This is a genomic window from Thermodesulfovibrio sp. TK110 (genome assembly GCF_054658355.1).
Map to the genome: position 1 here is coordinate 104,667 of NZ_BAAHNB010000001.1, position 16,657 is coordinate 121,323.

The 16,657-nt window shown below is 36.2% G+C and carries 15 protein-coding genes; 10 read left to right on the plus strand and 5 right to left on the minus strand.

All coding sequences use genetic code 11. The features are described from left to right. Window positions 1-20 precede the first annotated feature (20 nt). From hisA to ACYQ3X_RS00595, 6 genes are all read left to right on the plus strand, one after another. Window positions 21-746 (plus strand): 1-(5-phosphoribosyl)-5-[(5-phosphoribosylamino)methylideneamino]imidazole-4-carboxamide isomerase, encoded by a 726-nt coding sequence (hisA, locus tag ACYQ3X_RS00570; protein ID WP_460179899.1) that lies wholly within the window; start codon window positions 21-23, stop codon window positions 744-746. Further along, window positions 733-1,032 (plus strand): nucleotidyltransferase domain-containing protein, encoded by a 300-nt coding sequence (locus ACYQ3X_RS00575; RefSeq protein WP_460179900.1) that lies wholly within the window; start codon window positions 733-735, stop codon window positions 1,030-1,032. The genes hisA and ACYQ3X_RS00575 overlap by 14 nt, the downstream gene beginning before the upstream one ends. After that, complete coding sequence (locus ACYQ3X_RS00580; protein WP_460179901.1) at window positions 1,014-1,496, plus strand: hypothetical protein; 483 nt, start codon at window positions 1,014-1,016, stop codon at window positions 1,494-1,496. The genes ACYQ3X_RS00575 and ACYQ3X_RS00580 overlap by 19 nt, the downstream gene beginning before the upstream one ends. 3 nt (window positions 1,497-1,499) lie before the next feature. Next, window positions 1,500-2,339 carry an imidazole glycerol phosphate synthase subunit HisF gene (gene hisF / locus ACYQ3X_RS00585; RefSeq protein ID WP_460179902.1) on the plus strand — a complete coding sequence of 280 codons (840 nt, stop codon included), beginning with the start codon at window positions 1,500-1,502 and terminating at the stop codon, window positions 2,337-2,339. A gap of 91 nt (window positions 2,340-2,430) precedes the next feature. After that, window positions 2,431-3,894, plus strand: a complete 1,464-nt coding sequence (locus tag ACYQ3X_RS00590; protein WP_460179903.1) for a surface lipoprotein assembly modifier — start codon at window positions 2,431-2,433, stop codon at window positions 3,892-3,894. 11 nt (window positions 3,895-3,905) lie between these two features. Beyond that, window positions 3,906-7,616: a FecR family protein gene (locus tag ACYQ3X_RS00595; RefSeq protein ID WP_460179904.1), complete on the plus strand. Its 3,711-nt coding sequence runs from the start codon at window positions 3,906-3,908 to the stop codon at window positions 7,614-7,616. 6 nt (window positions 7,617-7,622) lie between these two features. Here ACYQ3X_RS00595 and ACYQ3X_RS00600 read toward each other — a convergent pair whose 3' ends face one another. Genes ACYQ3X_RS00600 through ACYQ3X_RS00620 form a run of 5 tightly spaced genes read right to left on the minus strand, consistent with a single transcriptional unit; the run spans window position 7,623 to window position 11,626 of the window. After that, window positions 7,623-7,871: a hypothetical protein gene (locus tag ACYQ3X_RS00600; protein WP_460179905.1), complete on the minus strand. Its 249-nt coding sequence runs from the start codon at window positions 7,869-7,871 to the stop codon at window positions 7,623-7,625. Then, window positions 7,855-8,280, minus strand: a complete 426-nt coding sequence (gene fliS / locus ACYQ3X_RS00605) for a flagellar export chaperone FliS (RefSeq protein WP_460179906.1) — start codon at window positions 8,278-8,280, stop codon at window positions 7,855-7,857. Before fliS ends, ACYQ3X_RS00600 begins: the two co-directional genes overlap by 17 nt. Beyond that, the gene (gene fliD / locus ACYQ3X_RS00610) at window positions 8,277-9,605 is read right to left on the minus strand and encodes a flagellar filament capping protein FliD (RefSeq protein WP_460179907.1); all 1,329 of its coding nucleotides are present in this window, start codon (window positions 9,603-9,605) and stop codon (window positions 8,277-8,279) included. The genes fliS and fliD overlap by 4 nt, the downstream gene beginning before the upstream one ends. Beyond that, entirely contained in the window at window positions 9,606-10,007 is a 402-nt protein-coding gene (locus ACYQ3X_RS00615; RefSeq protein WP_460179908.1) for a flagellar protein FlaG, read from the minus strand. It lies immediately after the preceding gene. Between the two features lie 56 nt (window positions 10,008-10,063). Further along, complete coding sequence (locus ACYQ3X_RS00620; RefSeq protein WP_460179909.1) at window positions 10,064-11,626, minus strand: flagellin N-terminal helical domain-containing protein; 1,563 nt, start codon at window positions 11,624-11,626, stop codon at window positions 10,064-10,066. 213 nt (window positions 11,627-11,839) lie between these two features. Here ACYQ3X_RS00620 and ACYQ3X_RS00625 point away from each other — a divergent pair, with 213 nt between their 5' ends. The 4 genes from ACYQ3X_RS00625 to ACYQ3X_RS00640 are packed head-to-tail and all read left to right on the plus strand — an operon-like array spanning window position 11,840 to window position 16,473. Beyond that, the gene (locus ACYQ3X_RS00625; RefSeq protein WP_460179910.1) at window positions 11,840-12,763 is read left to right on the plus strand and encodes a hypothetical protein; all 924 of its coding nucleotides are present in this window, start codon (window positions 11,840-11,842) and stop codon (window positions 12,761-12,763) included. Further along, window positions 12,760-13,854 (plus strand): hypothetical protein, encoded by a 1,095-nt coding sequence (locus ACYQ3X_RS00630; RefSeq protein ID WP_460179911.1) that lies wholly within the window; start codon window positions 12,760-12,762, stop codon window positions 13,852-13,854. Before ACYQ3X_RS00625 ends, ACYQ3X_RS00630 begins: the two co-directional genes overlap by 4 nt. A 2-nt stretch (window positions 13,855-13,856) precedes the next feature. Continuing rightward, window positions 13,857-15,989: a tetratricopeptide repeat protein gene (locus ACYQ3X_RS00635; RefSeq protein ID WP_460179912.1), complete on the plus strand. Its 2,133-nt coding sequence runs from the start codon at window positions 13,857-13,859 to the stop codon at window positions 15,987-15,989. After that, on the plus strand, window positions 15,973-16,473 hold the full coding sequence (locus ACYQ3X_RS00640; RefSeq protein WP_460179913.1) for a DUF4410 domain-containing protein: 501 nt from the start codon (window positions 15,973-15,975) through the stop codon (window positions 16,471-16,473). Before ACYQ3X_RS00635 ends, ACYQ3X_RS00640 begins: the two co-directional genes overlap by 17 nt. Window positions 16,474-16,657: the final 184 nt, after the last annotated feature.

A 16,657-nucleotide genomic window follows, 5' to 3' on the forward strand; every position in this document is an offset into this window, starting at 1 on the left:
CTGTTATGTTATACTAAAAAATGAAGATTATTCCAGCAATTGATCTCAAAGATGGAAAATGCGTGAGACTTCGTCAGGGCAAGTTTGATGAAGTAACAGTCTATTATGACAACCCAGAGGAAGCAGCATTAAGATGGCAGGATGAAGGAGCAGAAGTTCTTCATGTTGTTGACCTTGATGGAGCAAAAGAAGGTAGAATCAGTAATCTCAATACAATAAAAAAAATCAGAGAAGTTTTTCATGGTGAAATAGAGGTTGGTGGAGGAATAAGAAAAATAAAGGACATAGAACTGCTTTTAAGCACAGGAATTGACAGAGTAATTCTTGGAACAGTGGCAGCAGAGAATCCTGATTTTGTTAAAGATGTATGCAAACGATTTCCTCAGAAAATTATTGCAGGCATTGATGCAAAGGATGGGTATGTGGCAGTAAAGGGCTGGGTTGAAATTACAAAAATAAAAACTATTGAGCTTGCTTTGAGGATGCAGGATTCAGGAGTATGGGGAATAATTTATACTGACATATCAAGAGATGGAATGCTTACAGGTCCAAATATTGAGGCAATAAAAGCAGTTGTTGAGGCTCTCAACATTGCTGTAATTGCTTCAGGTGGAGTTTCATCAATGGAGGATATAAAAAAGCTTTCAGAGATAGAAAAACTCTGGGGAGTTATAACAGGCAAAGCAATCTATTCAGGTGCAATAAATTTAAAAGAGGCAATTGAGCTGGTAAATGCGATTAAGTGAAGAGATTTTAAAAGTCATTAAAACTCTTGCCATAAAGTATTTTGGAGAAAACTGCGAGGTTCGTATTTTTGGTTCAAGAACTGATGATACTCAGAAAGGCGGAGATATAGATATATACATAAGCACTGAGATGAAAGATGGAATAATTGAGGCAAAGGCTTCATTTCTCGCTGAACTTAAAATAAAGATTGGAGAACAAAAAATAGACATTATTGTTGAAAATATTAGTAAACCTGAAAAAAATTCAATCTATGAAATAGCAAGAACATGTGGTATAAAAATATAAACAAAAAAAGATTATGCTCTCTTATTTCCATATGTGAAACTCATTCTAAAAGGCTTAAGGCATCGTTAAGCTTTTTGAAAGAATTACTACCTCTTTCAGTAGATAAATACAAAGCACTCACAGAGCATGAGCTTGCATATATAGATCAGATGTCATATCGTTATGGAAAACTTCAGGAGACAATGGGAAAGTTACTGAGAACCCTGTTAATCACTCTTGAAGAAGATGTTAAGTCATCACCATTTATAGATGTTTTAAATACAGCGGAAAAAACAGGCATAATAGATAGTGCTCAGGAGTGGATAATGTTAAGAGAATTAAGAAACATACTGACTCATGAATACAGCGAGAAAGTAGATGATATTATTGAAGGTATAAACAAGCTTTATGAAATTTCCCATAGACTTTTAAAGATTTATGAAGAACTCTTAAATTATATAAATAATAAAAAAGTTCTGGAGTAAGTTATGCTTGCTAAAAGAATTATACCCTGTCTTGATGTGAAAGATGGAAGAGTTGTAAAGGGAGTGAACTTTCTCAATCTTAGAGACGCAGGAGATCCTGTGGAGAATGCCCTTTACTACGATGAAGAAGAGGCTGATGAGCTTGTATTTCTTGATGTAACAGCATCCCATGAAAAAAGAAAGATCATAATTGATGTTGTTGAAAGAACTGCTTCAGTTGTATTTATGCCTCTTACTGTTGGAGGAGGTATAAAAACCATTGATGATATAAGAGACCTTTTAAATGCAGGAGCTGATAAAGTTTCCATTAATACAACTGCTGTACATGACCCATACTTTATTCAGAAGGCATCAACACGCTTTGGCTCACAATGCATTGTGATTGCAATAGATGCAAAAAGAGTTGATAAAACATTTAATCCAAAAGCTTATCCACCAGAACAATGGTTTGATGATCCTGAACTTAAGGATGTGCTTTATAATGAAAACTCAAGGTTTGTTCTCTCCACTCATGGCGGAAGACTTATGCGTCCAATTGATGCTATTTTATGGGCAAAAAAAATGGAGGAATTCGGTGCTGGTGAGATTTTGCTTACAAGCATGGACAGAGATGGAACCCGTGAAGGCTATGACATAGAGCTTACAAGGGCAATTGCAGAGGCTGTTACAATACCAGTTATTGCCTCAGGAGGTGCAGGCACCTTAGAACATCTTTATGAAGCCTTTGCCTTTGGCAAAGCAGATGCAGCACTTGCTGCATCAATATTTCATTTCAGAGAGTATTCAATAAGAGAGACAAAGGAGTATTTAAAGGAGAAAGGAATTCCTGTGAGAATTAGTTGATTTTTTTCTAAACATTTTTTATACTTTTTTGATGCTAAAACAAATCTTTATAAATCTCCTTTTAGCATTACTCCTGATATTTATTCCCTTTTTGGCTTCTGCAGAGGACCTTCAAAAAGGAGTTGAGCAATACAGGCAGGAAAACTATGAAGAAGCTCTTGAGATATTAAGAGAAGTTTATAAAACAAAACCATCAACAATGGTAGCCTTTTATCTTGGACTCACATACAAGCAGACAGGAGATTACAGAAATGCAAAAGAATATCTTTATAAAGCCCTTACAGGTATACCAAGGATAAATGATGCCTATGTTGAGATTGCTGAGGTTTTATATTTTCTTGGAGAGCTTAAAGAGGCAATGCATTGGCTTAATGAGGCTGAAAAAGAGTTTGTTATGCCTTCAAAGGTAATGTTTCTCAAAGGAGTTATTCTTTCAAAGATGGGAAGGTTTGATGAAGCAAGAAAATCTTTTGAAAGAGCAAAATCAATTGATCCATCACTCACTCAGGCATCAGATTTACAGATAGCACTCACATATGCTTCTGAAAGAAAGATAAAAGAGGCAATTAAAAGCCTTGAAACTCTGATAAAGATTGAACCAAAAACAGATATAGCAGAGTTTGCATCTGATTATCTTACAGCTTTAAAAACAGCATTCAAGGAGTGGAGCATTACATTGAGCATGGCATATCAGTATGATGACAATGTTGTATCAAAACCAACAACTATAATTGGAGTTTCAGCAGTTGATGAGATTTCAGGGAAAAAAGACTCTGCAATAGTAAATACCTTGAGGCTTAGTTACAGACCTCTCACTGAAGGTGCATTATTTTTTACAGGAGACTTCAATATCTACACCAAAAACTACTTTTCCTCATACAAGTACGATACAACTTTAAGCACATTTACATTAACTCCTGGATTAAACATTAAAAATGGATTTATAACACTTCCTTTAAGTTACTCCCATATGTGGCTTAATGAAAGAGAGTATATGTCAGTTTTTTCAATTACTCCAACCCTGAGCATTCAGATTTTCCCAGGACATATAGCACAGATTTTTGCTGGATATGGTAAAAGGGAGATGCTTAAATACATAACAGGTTTTGATCCTGATGAAGACAGAGATGGAAGTCAGTATAGCATTGGAGCTGGATATTTTTATCCATTTAAGGAAAAGGGAGTTTTATATGCAAGATATGACTATACAGTGGATGATACTCAGGGAAAAAACTGGGACAGTAACTCTCACAGGGTATCTGCTGGTATAATTTATCCTTTTATTGAAAAACTGAGCATTCAGATTGCAGGAGACTGCACTTGGCAGAACTACAGAAACATAAATACATATTCAGGAAGAGGAGTTAGAGGATTTCCTGAGACAGCAGAGAAAAGAAAAGACAGAATTTATTCATTAACATCTGGAGTTATCTTTGACATTTCAAAGGCAGTGAGAGCAAACATTAACTACTACCACTTAAGAGCTGACTCAAACTTCCCTATTTATGATTATAAGAGAAACATTTATACATTTGAGTTAAGCTTTAGCTTTTAAGGAGGTTTAAAATGTGTAATATAAAAAAGCTGTTATTTATGGCAAAGCGAGGAATTTCTTTTTTCTTTTATTCATTCGTTGTATGCTTTTTATTTATTTCTGCAGCCTCAGCAGAAGAAGTCGGGAAAATAACAGCAATTCAGGGTAAGGTTGACATACTAAGGGCTGGCAAGCTTCCAGCAGTCTCTGCAAGAATAAATGATTCAGTTCATCTAAATGACGTAATAAGGACAAAGACAGACTCAAGAGCAGAGATAACATTCAGGGATGGAACTGTTGTAAAAATTGCACCCCGTAGCAGGATTGACATAAGTGAGTATTTTACAGATGGAGAAACTCTCAGGGTTACACTGAATGTTCCAAGAGGAAAAGTAGGAGCTGCTGTAGCAGAAAAAACTGTTGAAAAGATAAAGGCTTCATCAAAGGCAAACAGATTTGAGATAAAAACACCAATAGCAGTTGCAGGAGTAAGGGGAACAAACTACATAGTTGCACACTATCCCACATATTCAACAGTAACAGTTATTACAGGAAGGGTATATACTTATAATACTCAGTTTCCAGAAAGGATTGTTGAGGTTGGAGCTGGTCAGAGCACAATAATAAAAGAAGGAGCACCTCCATCACCTCCAAGAACACTTACTCCTCAAGAGATACAGAGAGAGCAAAGAGATATTACCCATCTTAGAGAAGGAGGTGAAGAAAGAAGAGCTGAGATAGTAATTGCTGGAGGAACAATTGAGCAGCCTCCATCACCTACTTTAAACACGATACCTGAAATCACTTCAATAACTGAAACAATTAAAGAGACAACGCCACCAATTACAGAGGAAACACAGATTATACAGCCTTTAAATGTTAATTTTACACTTCAGAGCATTGAAGCACCAAGCCTTGCTGAATGGAGAGTAACTTACAAAGTAGAGGCAAATAATCCAGTGGTTGTTCAGTATAGAACTAAAACCTTGTCAGAATGGAGTGAGTGGACAAATGTAAACATAAATGCTCAAAATAATGTTGATTTTTCAATCAATGTTTATGGCTTATATCAGATTAATATTAAAGTAAAAGACATTTATGGAAATATTAAGGAATGGACTTCTGGGGCGATTTCGCCACGGTCATTTCTCTTTTCAGGAAATATCGTCACTGATACCACAGCGAACAGTCAAATAAATGGAAGTGTTGCAGGAGCAGTTGGATTTAATAAAGGAGTTGCTAAGCTCAGTATTTTAAATCCTGTTTCATTTAATTCTGGATTTAGTGCAGGAGGAGGTAACTCATATGGATACTGGATTTTAAGAGGATCTGCATCTTCCTCCTATTTCAGGCTTCTTACACCAGATTATCTTTTTACAGGAAGTGGTTCTTCTTCAATCGTTCTTGAATCTGGAGGCATACGCTCATTAACCACTGCTCCATGGATAGAGGTAAAGCCACTTAATTTATCTGCTAATATTACAGGATATATTCATCATTATGATGGCAGTAAAATAGATGAACTCTCAGGAGCTCCTGTGTCCACAATATTTATTGGAAGAACAGGACAATTAACTTTACCATCAAGCATAGATGAATCAATTACATATACTACTGAAAATTACGCAGTTGGTTATGTTCCCTCTGTTAATACTTATGATCCAACAATGTTATGGGGTAATTTTCAGGCAAACTCTACAAGCATTCTAAAGCTTAAAGGTTATGCTGGAGGTTCATGGGAGCAGGACTATGCTATTTATGGACTATACATAGGCTCTGATAACTCTGCAGGAATTATTAAAGCTTCTCCTGGAAGCTACCAATTTTATGATGAAGATCTCTATATTTTTGATGCTGAACCATATCTTACATTAAAACAGAAAACAACAGGTTATTCAACAATGAATACATGGACTAACTATATTCAGGGTTTTTATCAAGGATTTTTTAAAAGAGGAAGCGAATATTCAAAAATATCAAGGCAGGATATAAATAATACATCTTATGGTGCTATTAGTTCAGCCACACTTTCTCTTAAAAAGGGAACACAGATTGAACCATGGGGAGTTTTTGGAATAGAGCTTGGTGGAAGTCATAGCGCTACATCACCAACAGGATTTGTCCTTGAGTTTGGTGGTGATTCATGGGATAATAGAGATGCATCTGATACAACTCCTGATTACTGGGTTGGCTCTATTTCTGGAACTGTATCAGATAATAAAATGTCAGGAGAATTCACTGGAAAATTTATGACACCAACCCATTATGGCACAATGGAAGGTAAATTGTTTGGTGAATTAGGTTCAAATAAATGGGTTGGAGTTGTGCTCGGCAGTTATGAACCAGTTATGGAGCTTTCTCATTTAAGTAATATTGTATCAGATGCAAACACAAGTAAAGTTTACAAACAAAATTTTTCACCAACATCCGCAAGAATTAATGCATATCTTGGTGGAGACAGCTTCTGGATGCAGGATTCAGGAACTCTGTATTCAGTGGGAAAAATAATTGATAATTATAATGAAGTAGATTTTAGCACTGGCTATTTATGGTATGCACCAATTAGCTGGTCATTAGGCTCAAACAGGTATTCTGGCTATATTGGTGGAAGATTTGCAAAAAGAACATCAGCAGAGTCGTTATATAATCTATCTGCCTATGTGGCAGGAATATACAATGATTCAACAAACAAAGGAGTTTTCATAGGAGATCTCTCAACAGATGGAATGGGAAATGTCCTTATCCTTGAAAAAAGATTTTTCCTTGAAGGTGAAAACACAGTAAAGGCAGTGACTATTAACACAGGTTCAATTCCTTATCCGACTTCACCAGCAATTATATTAAATTTAAGTATTGATACAAATTCCTATGGAATAGGAATCCAGAATCAGGATGGCAGGATAATCATGGATACAAACACAAATGAATACACTTTTGGAGCAGGCATAATTGGAATGGGTGGGAGTTATACCAGTACTCCTACAGCACCATTTGAGATAACATATACTGGAAATTTTGAAGGAGGATTTCAGGGATCATTTGGTGCCTTACTTAAAGTAGATACATGGGGAGAGGGAAGCAATCTTCAGAATGTAATTCATGGTAAAACCTATGGATACTTTGCAGATGTAGCAGGAACACCATTTTTAACAGGTATATTCGTAGGTGAAACAGCAGGAACATTTGATCCAACAAACTATTACTGGCAGACAATTACAACTGGAGTAGCTCTTGAAGCACAGAAATTTTTAAACATGGCATGCCCTAATGGAATATGTAATACATCAGGAAGTGGATTTACAGAAGAGCAGGAAAAGCTTAGAAAACTTGGCATTCCTGTTGTTGAGGTTGGAAAAGCAAGTTTCAGTGGTTCAGGAAATAATCTTACAGTAAACATGAATGATGTTGTATTCTTTTCAACTCAAAGAGGGGAGAAACCTCTGCTATGGTCAACTGCAACTGTAAATGGAACCTATTCTGCAGATCCAACGCTTAATCAGTCTATAACTCTTAATGCTACAAGTGGAGCTTCAGGTTCTGTTAACTTCACTCCCACATACTGGTCAAATGGAGCATGGGCAGCAAAAGTGGCTAATGATACTGCCTATCCTATACAGCTTTCAGGTGGCTCATACTCTGGTTCTATAAACATGCAGGGTGCTGCTACAGGAAGTTACGGAAGTGGTAACTTTTCAGGAAGAGCATCGGGAATTGTAAATTCGGGAACAGCATCGGGAATGTAAAATAGACTAACTAATATATTGTCTTGCTGCCTGAATTTTTTTTAGTTCCTCAGTTAGATCTCTTTTCTTTTCCTCAGAAACTGTCTTAAGATAAGCTAAAATCTTGCTAACTGCCTGCAGCTCTTCAAAAGACAGAGTTTTTATCTCCTCTAAGTTGATCTCTTGAATAATTGAAAGAGCTTTTTCAAAAGAGTTCTCTCTGAGAGAGATCTGAGCTTTAATCAAAAGCTCTCTTATCTTAGATGGCTGCTGCACGGAGTTTTTCTCCTTCATATTGTGTTTCCTTTAACTGCTTTTTCACATCTTCCCATGCTGACTTTAGATTATTTAAAATTTCTATGCATTTTGAAATTGTCTCAACATCGTTAAAAAGATTTGCCCTTACAAGCTCACCTGCTATAGTTGTATAAATTATGCTCAGATTTTCAGCAATCTGCCCACCACGCTGCCTGTCAAGAATCTCATTGAGATAATAGATTATATCAGTGGCTCTACTCAATTCAATAGCCTTTTTTCTGACAAGCTCAGGATCATCAACTCCTTTGATTATTGAATCCTTTGCAATATTAAGAGAGACAATTGCTCTTTCATAAAGCATTGTTATAAGCTCAAGAGCATCTGCGCCCATAACTCTGCTCTGCAAATAGGCATCTACATAGTTCATTTACTACCTCCCTTTGTCATTTCTGAAAGTGTTGTTATGAAGTCCTGAAGTTTTGTATTTATTTGATTCATCTGGGATATAAATGATTCAAGCTTGGCATACTCCTTACGAAGTCTTTCCTCATATTTGGCAAGATACTCCTGCATGCTTGATATTTTATCATTAATTGAATTAATCTGTGATTCTTCCATGTTTTCATATGTTTTTATGGTAGAAGCCCATCCATTAACTGCATTAGTGAATGAGTTTTTAATTGTGTTCATAATGTTTTTTAATTTATCAGGGTTTGATGATTGTAAAGATTGCACTGCATCACTGTTTATTGAAATGGTTCCATCTTTATCAGAGTAATTGATTAAACCCGCAGTAATAAGAGGATCAAGAAGTCTTGAAAATCCTGTTTTAATTGTTATGATTGTACTATCACCCTGAAACTGAGCACCCTTAGCAGTCATTGTATTTACAAGAGATATAACTGAGTTGTAGTAATTTGCAAAGCTATTGAGAGTGCTGCTTACCTGGGAGTAGTCTTTGCTGACTGTTAATGTGGCAGAACCTGTTTTTTTCACTGTAACATTAAGCCCTGTAAGCAGTCCAGTAAATGTATTTGTGGCGCTTGTTACAGAAGTTGTTGAGTTTCCTATGTTTATTGATGCATTCTGTGCGTTCTGAATTGGACTATCAAGGCTACCAAGCTCTGAAGGCAGCCCAGCTTCCTCAATAACATAGGAAGAAGTTGTTGTATTTGTTTCTTTTGTTGAGTTTGCAGGATTTGTCTCTGTTAAAAGAAGTCTGTAGTCTGTTCCTGTATAGTAAACTGAGGCTTTGATATTGTTTTGAGCTGAATTTATACTGTTTACAAGATCCTGAAGTGTTTGCCCTGCAGAGTAGTTTATGTTGTATGTTACATAGTTTGAGTTGTCAGTCCAGTATTTAAGTGTTAATGTGCCTGATGAGGAGAATGTGCTGGATAAAGAGCTTAAACCAAGTGTAGTAGCTCTTATTTCTGTTTGAGCAAGCTTATTAACAGTTATATTCATTGTAAGGTCTGGAGTATCCTTTGTTGCAGTTGCTTCCAGAACTGTTGTATCTGAAGAAGTTGCTTTCTTTGTAGAAAAAATGCTGTCTATGTTAAGATTACCTAAAAAATTCCCTATATCATTGAGAGCACCATAAAGATTTGTAAGGCTTGATGCCTTTGCTTGAAGCAATGCTTTTTTCTGAGTAAGCTCTGTAATAGGCTGTTGCTTTATCTGCATGAGTTTGTCAATTATTGCTCCTGTATCAACTGTTCCTGTAAGTCCTGAAATATAAAGGTCAGCCATTTAAACCTCCTTAGAGTAAAATACTCCTCTTAGTTCTTCCATTCTTCTTAAAATCTCCAAAACCCATTCTGGTGGAATCTGTCTTATTACTTCCTCTGTTCTCATATCAATAATCTTTGAAATAGGCATCTGAAGCTGCTGGTCTATGTCTATCTGTAAATACTTTTCAAGCATGCTGAATTTATGCCTGATTTCATCCATCATTCTATTAAGCTCTTCCTGTGATATTGTTACTTTATTAATACTCTGATTCTGGATTAAATCATTTTGAGCATTAGTTTTGTTTGTCTGGATCATGTTTGCCTGAATAGGCAGATTACTCTGTGCGCTGAGAATGTCTGCTTCTGTCTGTCTGTAGGGATTTATAATTATATTTTCCTTTTCTATTCCATCCACCCTCATATCTGACTCCCTAAGAAATTAAAAAGGGGAGGGAGTCCCTCCCCTTAAGTAATTTATTATCTTAGAAGCTGAAGCACAAGCTGAGGCAGAGCATTTGCCTGAGCAAGCATTGCCATACCTGCCTGCATTCTTATCTGCATGGTGGTAAATGTGCTCATCTCAGCAGCAAAGTCTGTGTTACGGATAACATTTTCTGCTTCCTTTGTGTTGTCATAAGATGTTTTCTGTCCATCCCATATTGCCTGAAGATTATTAATTACTGAACCAATCTGAGTACGAACTCTGTCAACCTTTTTAATTGCAGTATTTGCAATATCAATTGCAAGCTCAGCTCCAGAATTGGTTGTTACATCAATGCTGTTAAGATTATTGAAGCTTCCATTGCCTGAAGCTGCAACACCAAGTCCTTCAGTAGCAGTGCTTATACCAGTAAAATTATAGTTATATGAATCTGTTCCAGCAACTGTTAGATTACCAACTTTTACAGCAGAGCCTGTAGTTGAACCAGCTGCTGTTCCACTATAGGCTACTGTTCCTGATGCACCCTGAAGAAGTGTTGAAAGATCAACAGAAGGTCCTGTCGTAGCAGAACCTGTAGCTGTTGATATAACCTCTACTCCTATTGTTTCTCCTGTTGTTGTGAGGACAAGTTTATTTCCTGAGTTTGAAGCTGTTATATTAAGACCTTTAGTTGAAGCCTGTGTATTTATTTGAGAGACAAGCTGGTCAAGAGTAAGGGTTTCTCCAGCGTTTACTGTAACAGTTATTGCACTTGCAGAATTAGTACTACTACCTACATAAAAGTTTATAGTAGCAGATTGGCCTGTTCCTGCCTGAATATTGCTGAATTGTGTGTCCGCAGTAGAGATATTCTTTGCTCTTGCAGAAATTCCTGCTGCCTGTAATGTGGAATTATTGTTTATTGCATCTGCTATTGCCTTTGCATCCACTGCTCCTGTATAGCTCAGGTAAGGAGAGCCTGTTAAACTAACTCCAGCAACAGTTACTGTATCAGATGATGGATTATACTGCCAGTTTCCTGCAATCAAGCTTGCATAGGCTGTTGTTGCACTTGATGTAACCTTACCATTTGCCTGAACTACATATGCACCGATGTTTGTGGCTTTTACATTTGTAATACTTGTTGTAATTGTCTGATCTGCTCTTGGTCCATAATGGATAACTTTGTTTGCAAATGTTCCATCAAGAAGTTTGATTCCATTGTACTCTGTATCTGTGGCTATTTTTTGAATAGCATCAACAAGATTTGTAATATCACTCTGAAGTGCTGCTCTGGCATTTGGGTCATTGATGTCATTTGCTGCAGACTGTGCCTTTGTGTAAATTGTTTGAAGTTTGTTAACAATCTGACCAACATTTGATTCTGCAATCTGAAGTGCACTTATACCAGTTTGAATATTTCTATTACCTTGATCCAATGCTGCACCAACTGTTGCAAGCTGGTCTGCAATAAACAGACCTGCTGCATCATCAGCTGCTGAAAGGATTCTCTGCCCTGTTGAAATTCTTAAAAGGGATTTGTTCATTGCCCTTTCATTCTGTAAAAGGGCTGTGTGTGTTACTGATGATTCTGCATTAAAGTTAATTCTTAATGCCATTGTTTAACCTCCATGTTTAGTTTTAAGGACGCCTCCTGCGTCCAGACAGCATTGGATGATTCTCTTTCTTCACCTCCTTTCCATCCTGCTGTCTTGTTTTTATATATCGGTGGATTTTTAAAAAAGTTTAACTAAAGATAAAATCAACTTAAAAACTCTCAATGAAAGGAGCATTTTCTTGACCCTGTTAAAGACAAACTGTTAAAATGCTAAGTGAAACTGAAATTTTTGATTGTTTTCTTATTAATTTTAGCTACCAGAATTGCTTACGCAGAAACATATTTTATTCCCAAAACCTTTCTGGTTCTGCCACAGGAAAGTGTGGTGAAAATTAAATGGATACTGTCACCTGAACAGAAAAATAAGCAAGAGGTTACACCTGCTGATAAAATTCAGTTTTTCATTGATCATAAAAATGAGCCTGTTGTTGTTTATGACAATAAGCTACTTTTTAATCCTCTCACAGGATACATGGTGAAGTTTAAACAACCTGTAAAAGATGTTATATGTCTTGACAATGGGGTTTTACTTTTTTCAGATGGTAAAAATCTCGGATTTCTTGAGATTAAAAAAGATGATGGTATTATTCCCTCTGGATTAATAAAAGCTATTTCCAGACTGCCTTTACCAGAGTCTAAACTTTTCAAAGGAGATGACACAGTTTATGCCGCAGGATTTAACAAAAAAACAAAAAAATATGAGGTATATCTTTTTAATAACTCAAAAACTCTTTTTCAAAAAATCGCATCCTTTAAGGAACCCATAAACGCTCTTACAGGTAAGGGAGAGCATTTTTTCATTGCCAGTGGCAAACTGATAGAGGAGTACAGAAATGGCAAACTCTCAGTTCTTTATGAACATCCCCGGCAGGAAATAAAGGAAATTTTTTACAATGAAAAGGCTGGTTTAATTTATAAAACCTCAAATGGAGCAGGATTGGTAAAAAATAATGCTGCCCTTGAGTTTTTGCAGACAGAAAAACCTATACTCTTTCTTAAGAACACCAGTCTTTATGTTTTCTTCAGTTCAGCATCAGGAGTGCTTGAGATTATGAATATTGACGATTTAAAAAACTACAGTTTCAAAATTGAAAAAGTTATAGATATTAAACAAACTTTTCAGGAGGAACTGCCATGAGGCAGAACATTATAGTTTTAGTTTGTTTTTTTCTCTTAATTTTTCAGCCAGTTTTAGTTTCAGCAGGTAGCATTCCCATGCCAACAGGCAGAACCTGTGAAGGAAGTCAGATGCCCGATGGAACTTACATACCCGCTGGTCAGGTAAGGGAAGTAACCTATGGCGGAGTAAAATACAGATGCGTTGGATGCGGAAGCTGTACACCAATAAGCAGTGGTTCTTCATCATATACTCCATATATCCCACCAGCTTCTACACAGATGGCTATAGGACTTATGGGTGCTTTTTTCTCAGGATTTTTCAGCAGTCTTTTTAGTGGAATCTTTGATGACAACTCTGCCTATGATGCTCAAAAGCAGAGGGAGTATGAAGAACAACAAAGAAGGCTCGCAGAAGAGAAGAAAAGGCAGGAGGAGCAGAAAAAACAACTCCTTTCTCAATATAACTCTCTTCTTGCTCAGGCAAAAACTCAAACACAGACAGGAACAAACCAGAGCAGCTCACCCTTTACCTTTCAGACCCTTGGTAGCCAGCTTACAGCTTTTCAGTGGCAGCCTCCAGCTACTTTAAGTCCTTCTGATAATCCAATGCTTAACAGCACTGATGAGAGATTAATAACAGCTTCAGATCTAAATAAAATTTTTGGTAATGTATTGCAGGATAAGACAATTGAAAAAATAGAGGAAAAGATTGATGACTACGGAGGAAAAATTGTTGAAAAGCTTGATAAAAAATATGGTAAAGAATGGGGCTCAAAATATTATGAAAAAGGGCTACCAATTGTTAAAATTGCAATAACTGCAAAGACTGAGGGAATTGCCCAGGCAGGTGCGGAGACAATTGACTTTGGAATTTCTCTTATTCCCATGCCTGCACTTACAGCAGAGATAGCAGATATAGGAAGAAAAATATATACTAAGGTTGCATTCTCAGCGCTTGATAAATTTCTCACTGAAACAGAAAAAGCCTGTGCCATGTTTGGTATGAACTGTGATAAGGAAAAATTCTGGCAGGAAACAGAAAGTGAGATGAATACAGGACAAAAAATTATCTGTAACTGGCTTGGAAGGTGTGAAAAGAAAGGAGAGTGAAGATGAAAAAAATTATTTTTTTGCTTTTTATTCCCTTTATTCTTGCTCTTATAAGTTGTGAACCCATAAGAGTAACAACAAAAGTTGAACCTTTTAAAATTGAACCTCCCAAAGAAACCCCTGCTGTTAAAAAGCTTCCCTATGAAGCGGTTGTATTAGTTGATGATTCTAAGGTTTCCACTGCCACTCATTCTGATTATAATGCAGGCATTATTCACACTGTTGAGTTTCCTACTGGAAGTATTTTAAGACAGGTGCTTCCTTTATACTTTGATTTGATGTTTTCAAAAACAAGATACGAAAAAAATCTTTCTTCCTCTCTGTCACAAAATCAAATAGCAGTTTATACAAATATTGACAATATTAATTTCTCTAAAGAATGCTGTGCCCCTGCAGTATTAAATGTGAATGCAAGAACTATATTCATAATTTATGACAATGATCTGATAGAAATTGCACTGCCCATATATGGATCAGGTTCTGGGAAAACTTCCAAACCAGGGCTTTTTGCCTCAATCAATGAAAAAGACTATGGAAATACAGCCTATCAGGCAATACTTAACTCTGTAAAAGCTGCAGCTGATGGAATTTATCAGGCAATTCAAAATCCAAAGGCTCAGATTTCAGAGGCAAAACAACTTATAAACAAGGATCCATCAAACATTAATGCATACAGAGTTGTTGCAAATTTATCTTTGAAAAACAATGATATTGCAGAGGCTATGGCAGCAGCACAGATGCATGTTCAGCTTGCTCCCAAAGATCCCAATGGTTATCTCCTTCTTTACAAATGTTACCTGGCGCAGAAAAAATACAGAGATGCTCTTTTACAGCTTGAGCACGCAGTCTCTTTAGCGCCAAAGAGTGCAAAACTACATATGAAGCTTAATGAATTCTATACTGAAAGAGGTAAATATGAAAAAGCAATTGAATCAATGAAAAAATATATTGAACAAAGACCTGATGATGAGTATGCACCTTTTAGACTTGCTTTGCTTTATTTTAGAACAGGCAAATATGAAGAAGCTGTAAGAATATCTGAAAAGGCAATAAACAGCCTTTCTTTCTCAGGAATTGGAGTAAGCATTATAAAAAATGAGAATGAATATGCCAGAATAAAATCAGTTGAGCCAAATAGCCCTGCAGAGAAAGCAGACATTCAGGTAAACTACGAGATAGTTGAGATTGATGGTAAATCAACCCTTGAGATGAAATTGAATGACATAGTTGGAAAACTTAGGGGACAGGAAGGAACAGAGGTAAAACTTACAATCAGAAAACCTGAATCAGGTGAAACATTCACAAAGACTCTCTTACGAGAAAAATTCTATACTAACCCTGTGATAACATCTTACATGAGCCTTATTGCTTTAATCAGTCTTGAACTGAATGATAAAGCCACGGCTCAGAGCTATATAGAGCAGGCTCAGAAAATTTACCCTCAGAATGATTATGTAAAAATTGTCAGAGCAGCCTTTTATATAAAAAATATGCAGTATGAACAAGCTCTAAATGAGATCTCATCAATAAAAGACAGTGATTACGCTCTATTCCTTCAGTCAATAGCATACGCAAAAATGGGAAAATATGAGGAAAGCCTGAATTTGTTTAAGAAAACTTCAAAATCAAGCAGTTTACTCATTACAAGCAGAGCGAGAAATGATTTATTTACAGCACTTTATCCCTATTTAGAAAAACTTGAAAATAGAGCCATTGAATACGAAAAAGCCGGGCAGTATGGGCAGGCTCTCAAAGAATATGCCAGACTGCTTGAAATATCAGATTCTGATAAAGCTCAATGGATTAGAAGCAGAGTTGCAAGAATTATATCCCAGAATCCCTCATTAATAGAATTAAAGGATGAGGCAAGAAAACATTTCCTTCATGCAGAGGTTCTTTTCACAAGCAATAAATATGAAGAAGCAATAGAAGAGCTTGACAGAGCATTACAAATACAACCCTTTAACCCTCAGATTTATTTTAACAAAGCAGTAATTTATGAGAAAATATCCGACTATGCAAAGGCTATTGAAAACATGGAGAGTTATCTCCAGTTAAATCCCAATGCACCCAATGCACAGACAATAAAAGATCAGATATACAAATGGAGGTTTATCCTTGAAAAGGAGCTTTAGTTTAATAATCCTGATTGTATTTTTTATAGCAGGATGTGCGGGGCAAACAACAATTAAGCCTGAAGCAGAGTTTAAAATTAAAAACATAAAAACCGCATCTGTTACTGTAAATACTCTCTTGCCTGATTGTGAGAAAGAGATAATACAAATTGAAAAAAATCTTACAGAAAAATTAAAAGAAGCAAATATTTTCTCCAGAATCCTTGAAAAAGAGCAGAGCGCTGATTTAATAATCAAGGTTGACATTGAAGAGCTTGCTAAAGTATCAAAATCTGACAGATTCTGGTATGGAGCAATGGCTGGAAGAGGAAAGGTGGCTGGAAGAATAACATTAATTGAAGGATTTTCAGGCAAAATACTGGGTAGCTTTTATGTGGAAAGCCTTACTTCAGGTGGAACTATTTTTGCAGGCACAACAGAACAGGCAATAGATAATTTCATTGAAAAAATAATAAGTTTTATTCAGGAAAATATAATTCTTTAAAATGGGGGCTAACCCTTCATTTAAAAGCTCAGATACATTCATATTTTTTTCACCTCCTCTTTTATTCTGCATAATGTAGTTCAAATTGAGAGATTCATTGGGAAAATTTTTTATTTTTATAACATGTTCAAACCATTGGAAATCTTTTCTAATGTAGAAGCTGATTTCTATCCCTCAATTTTTG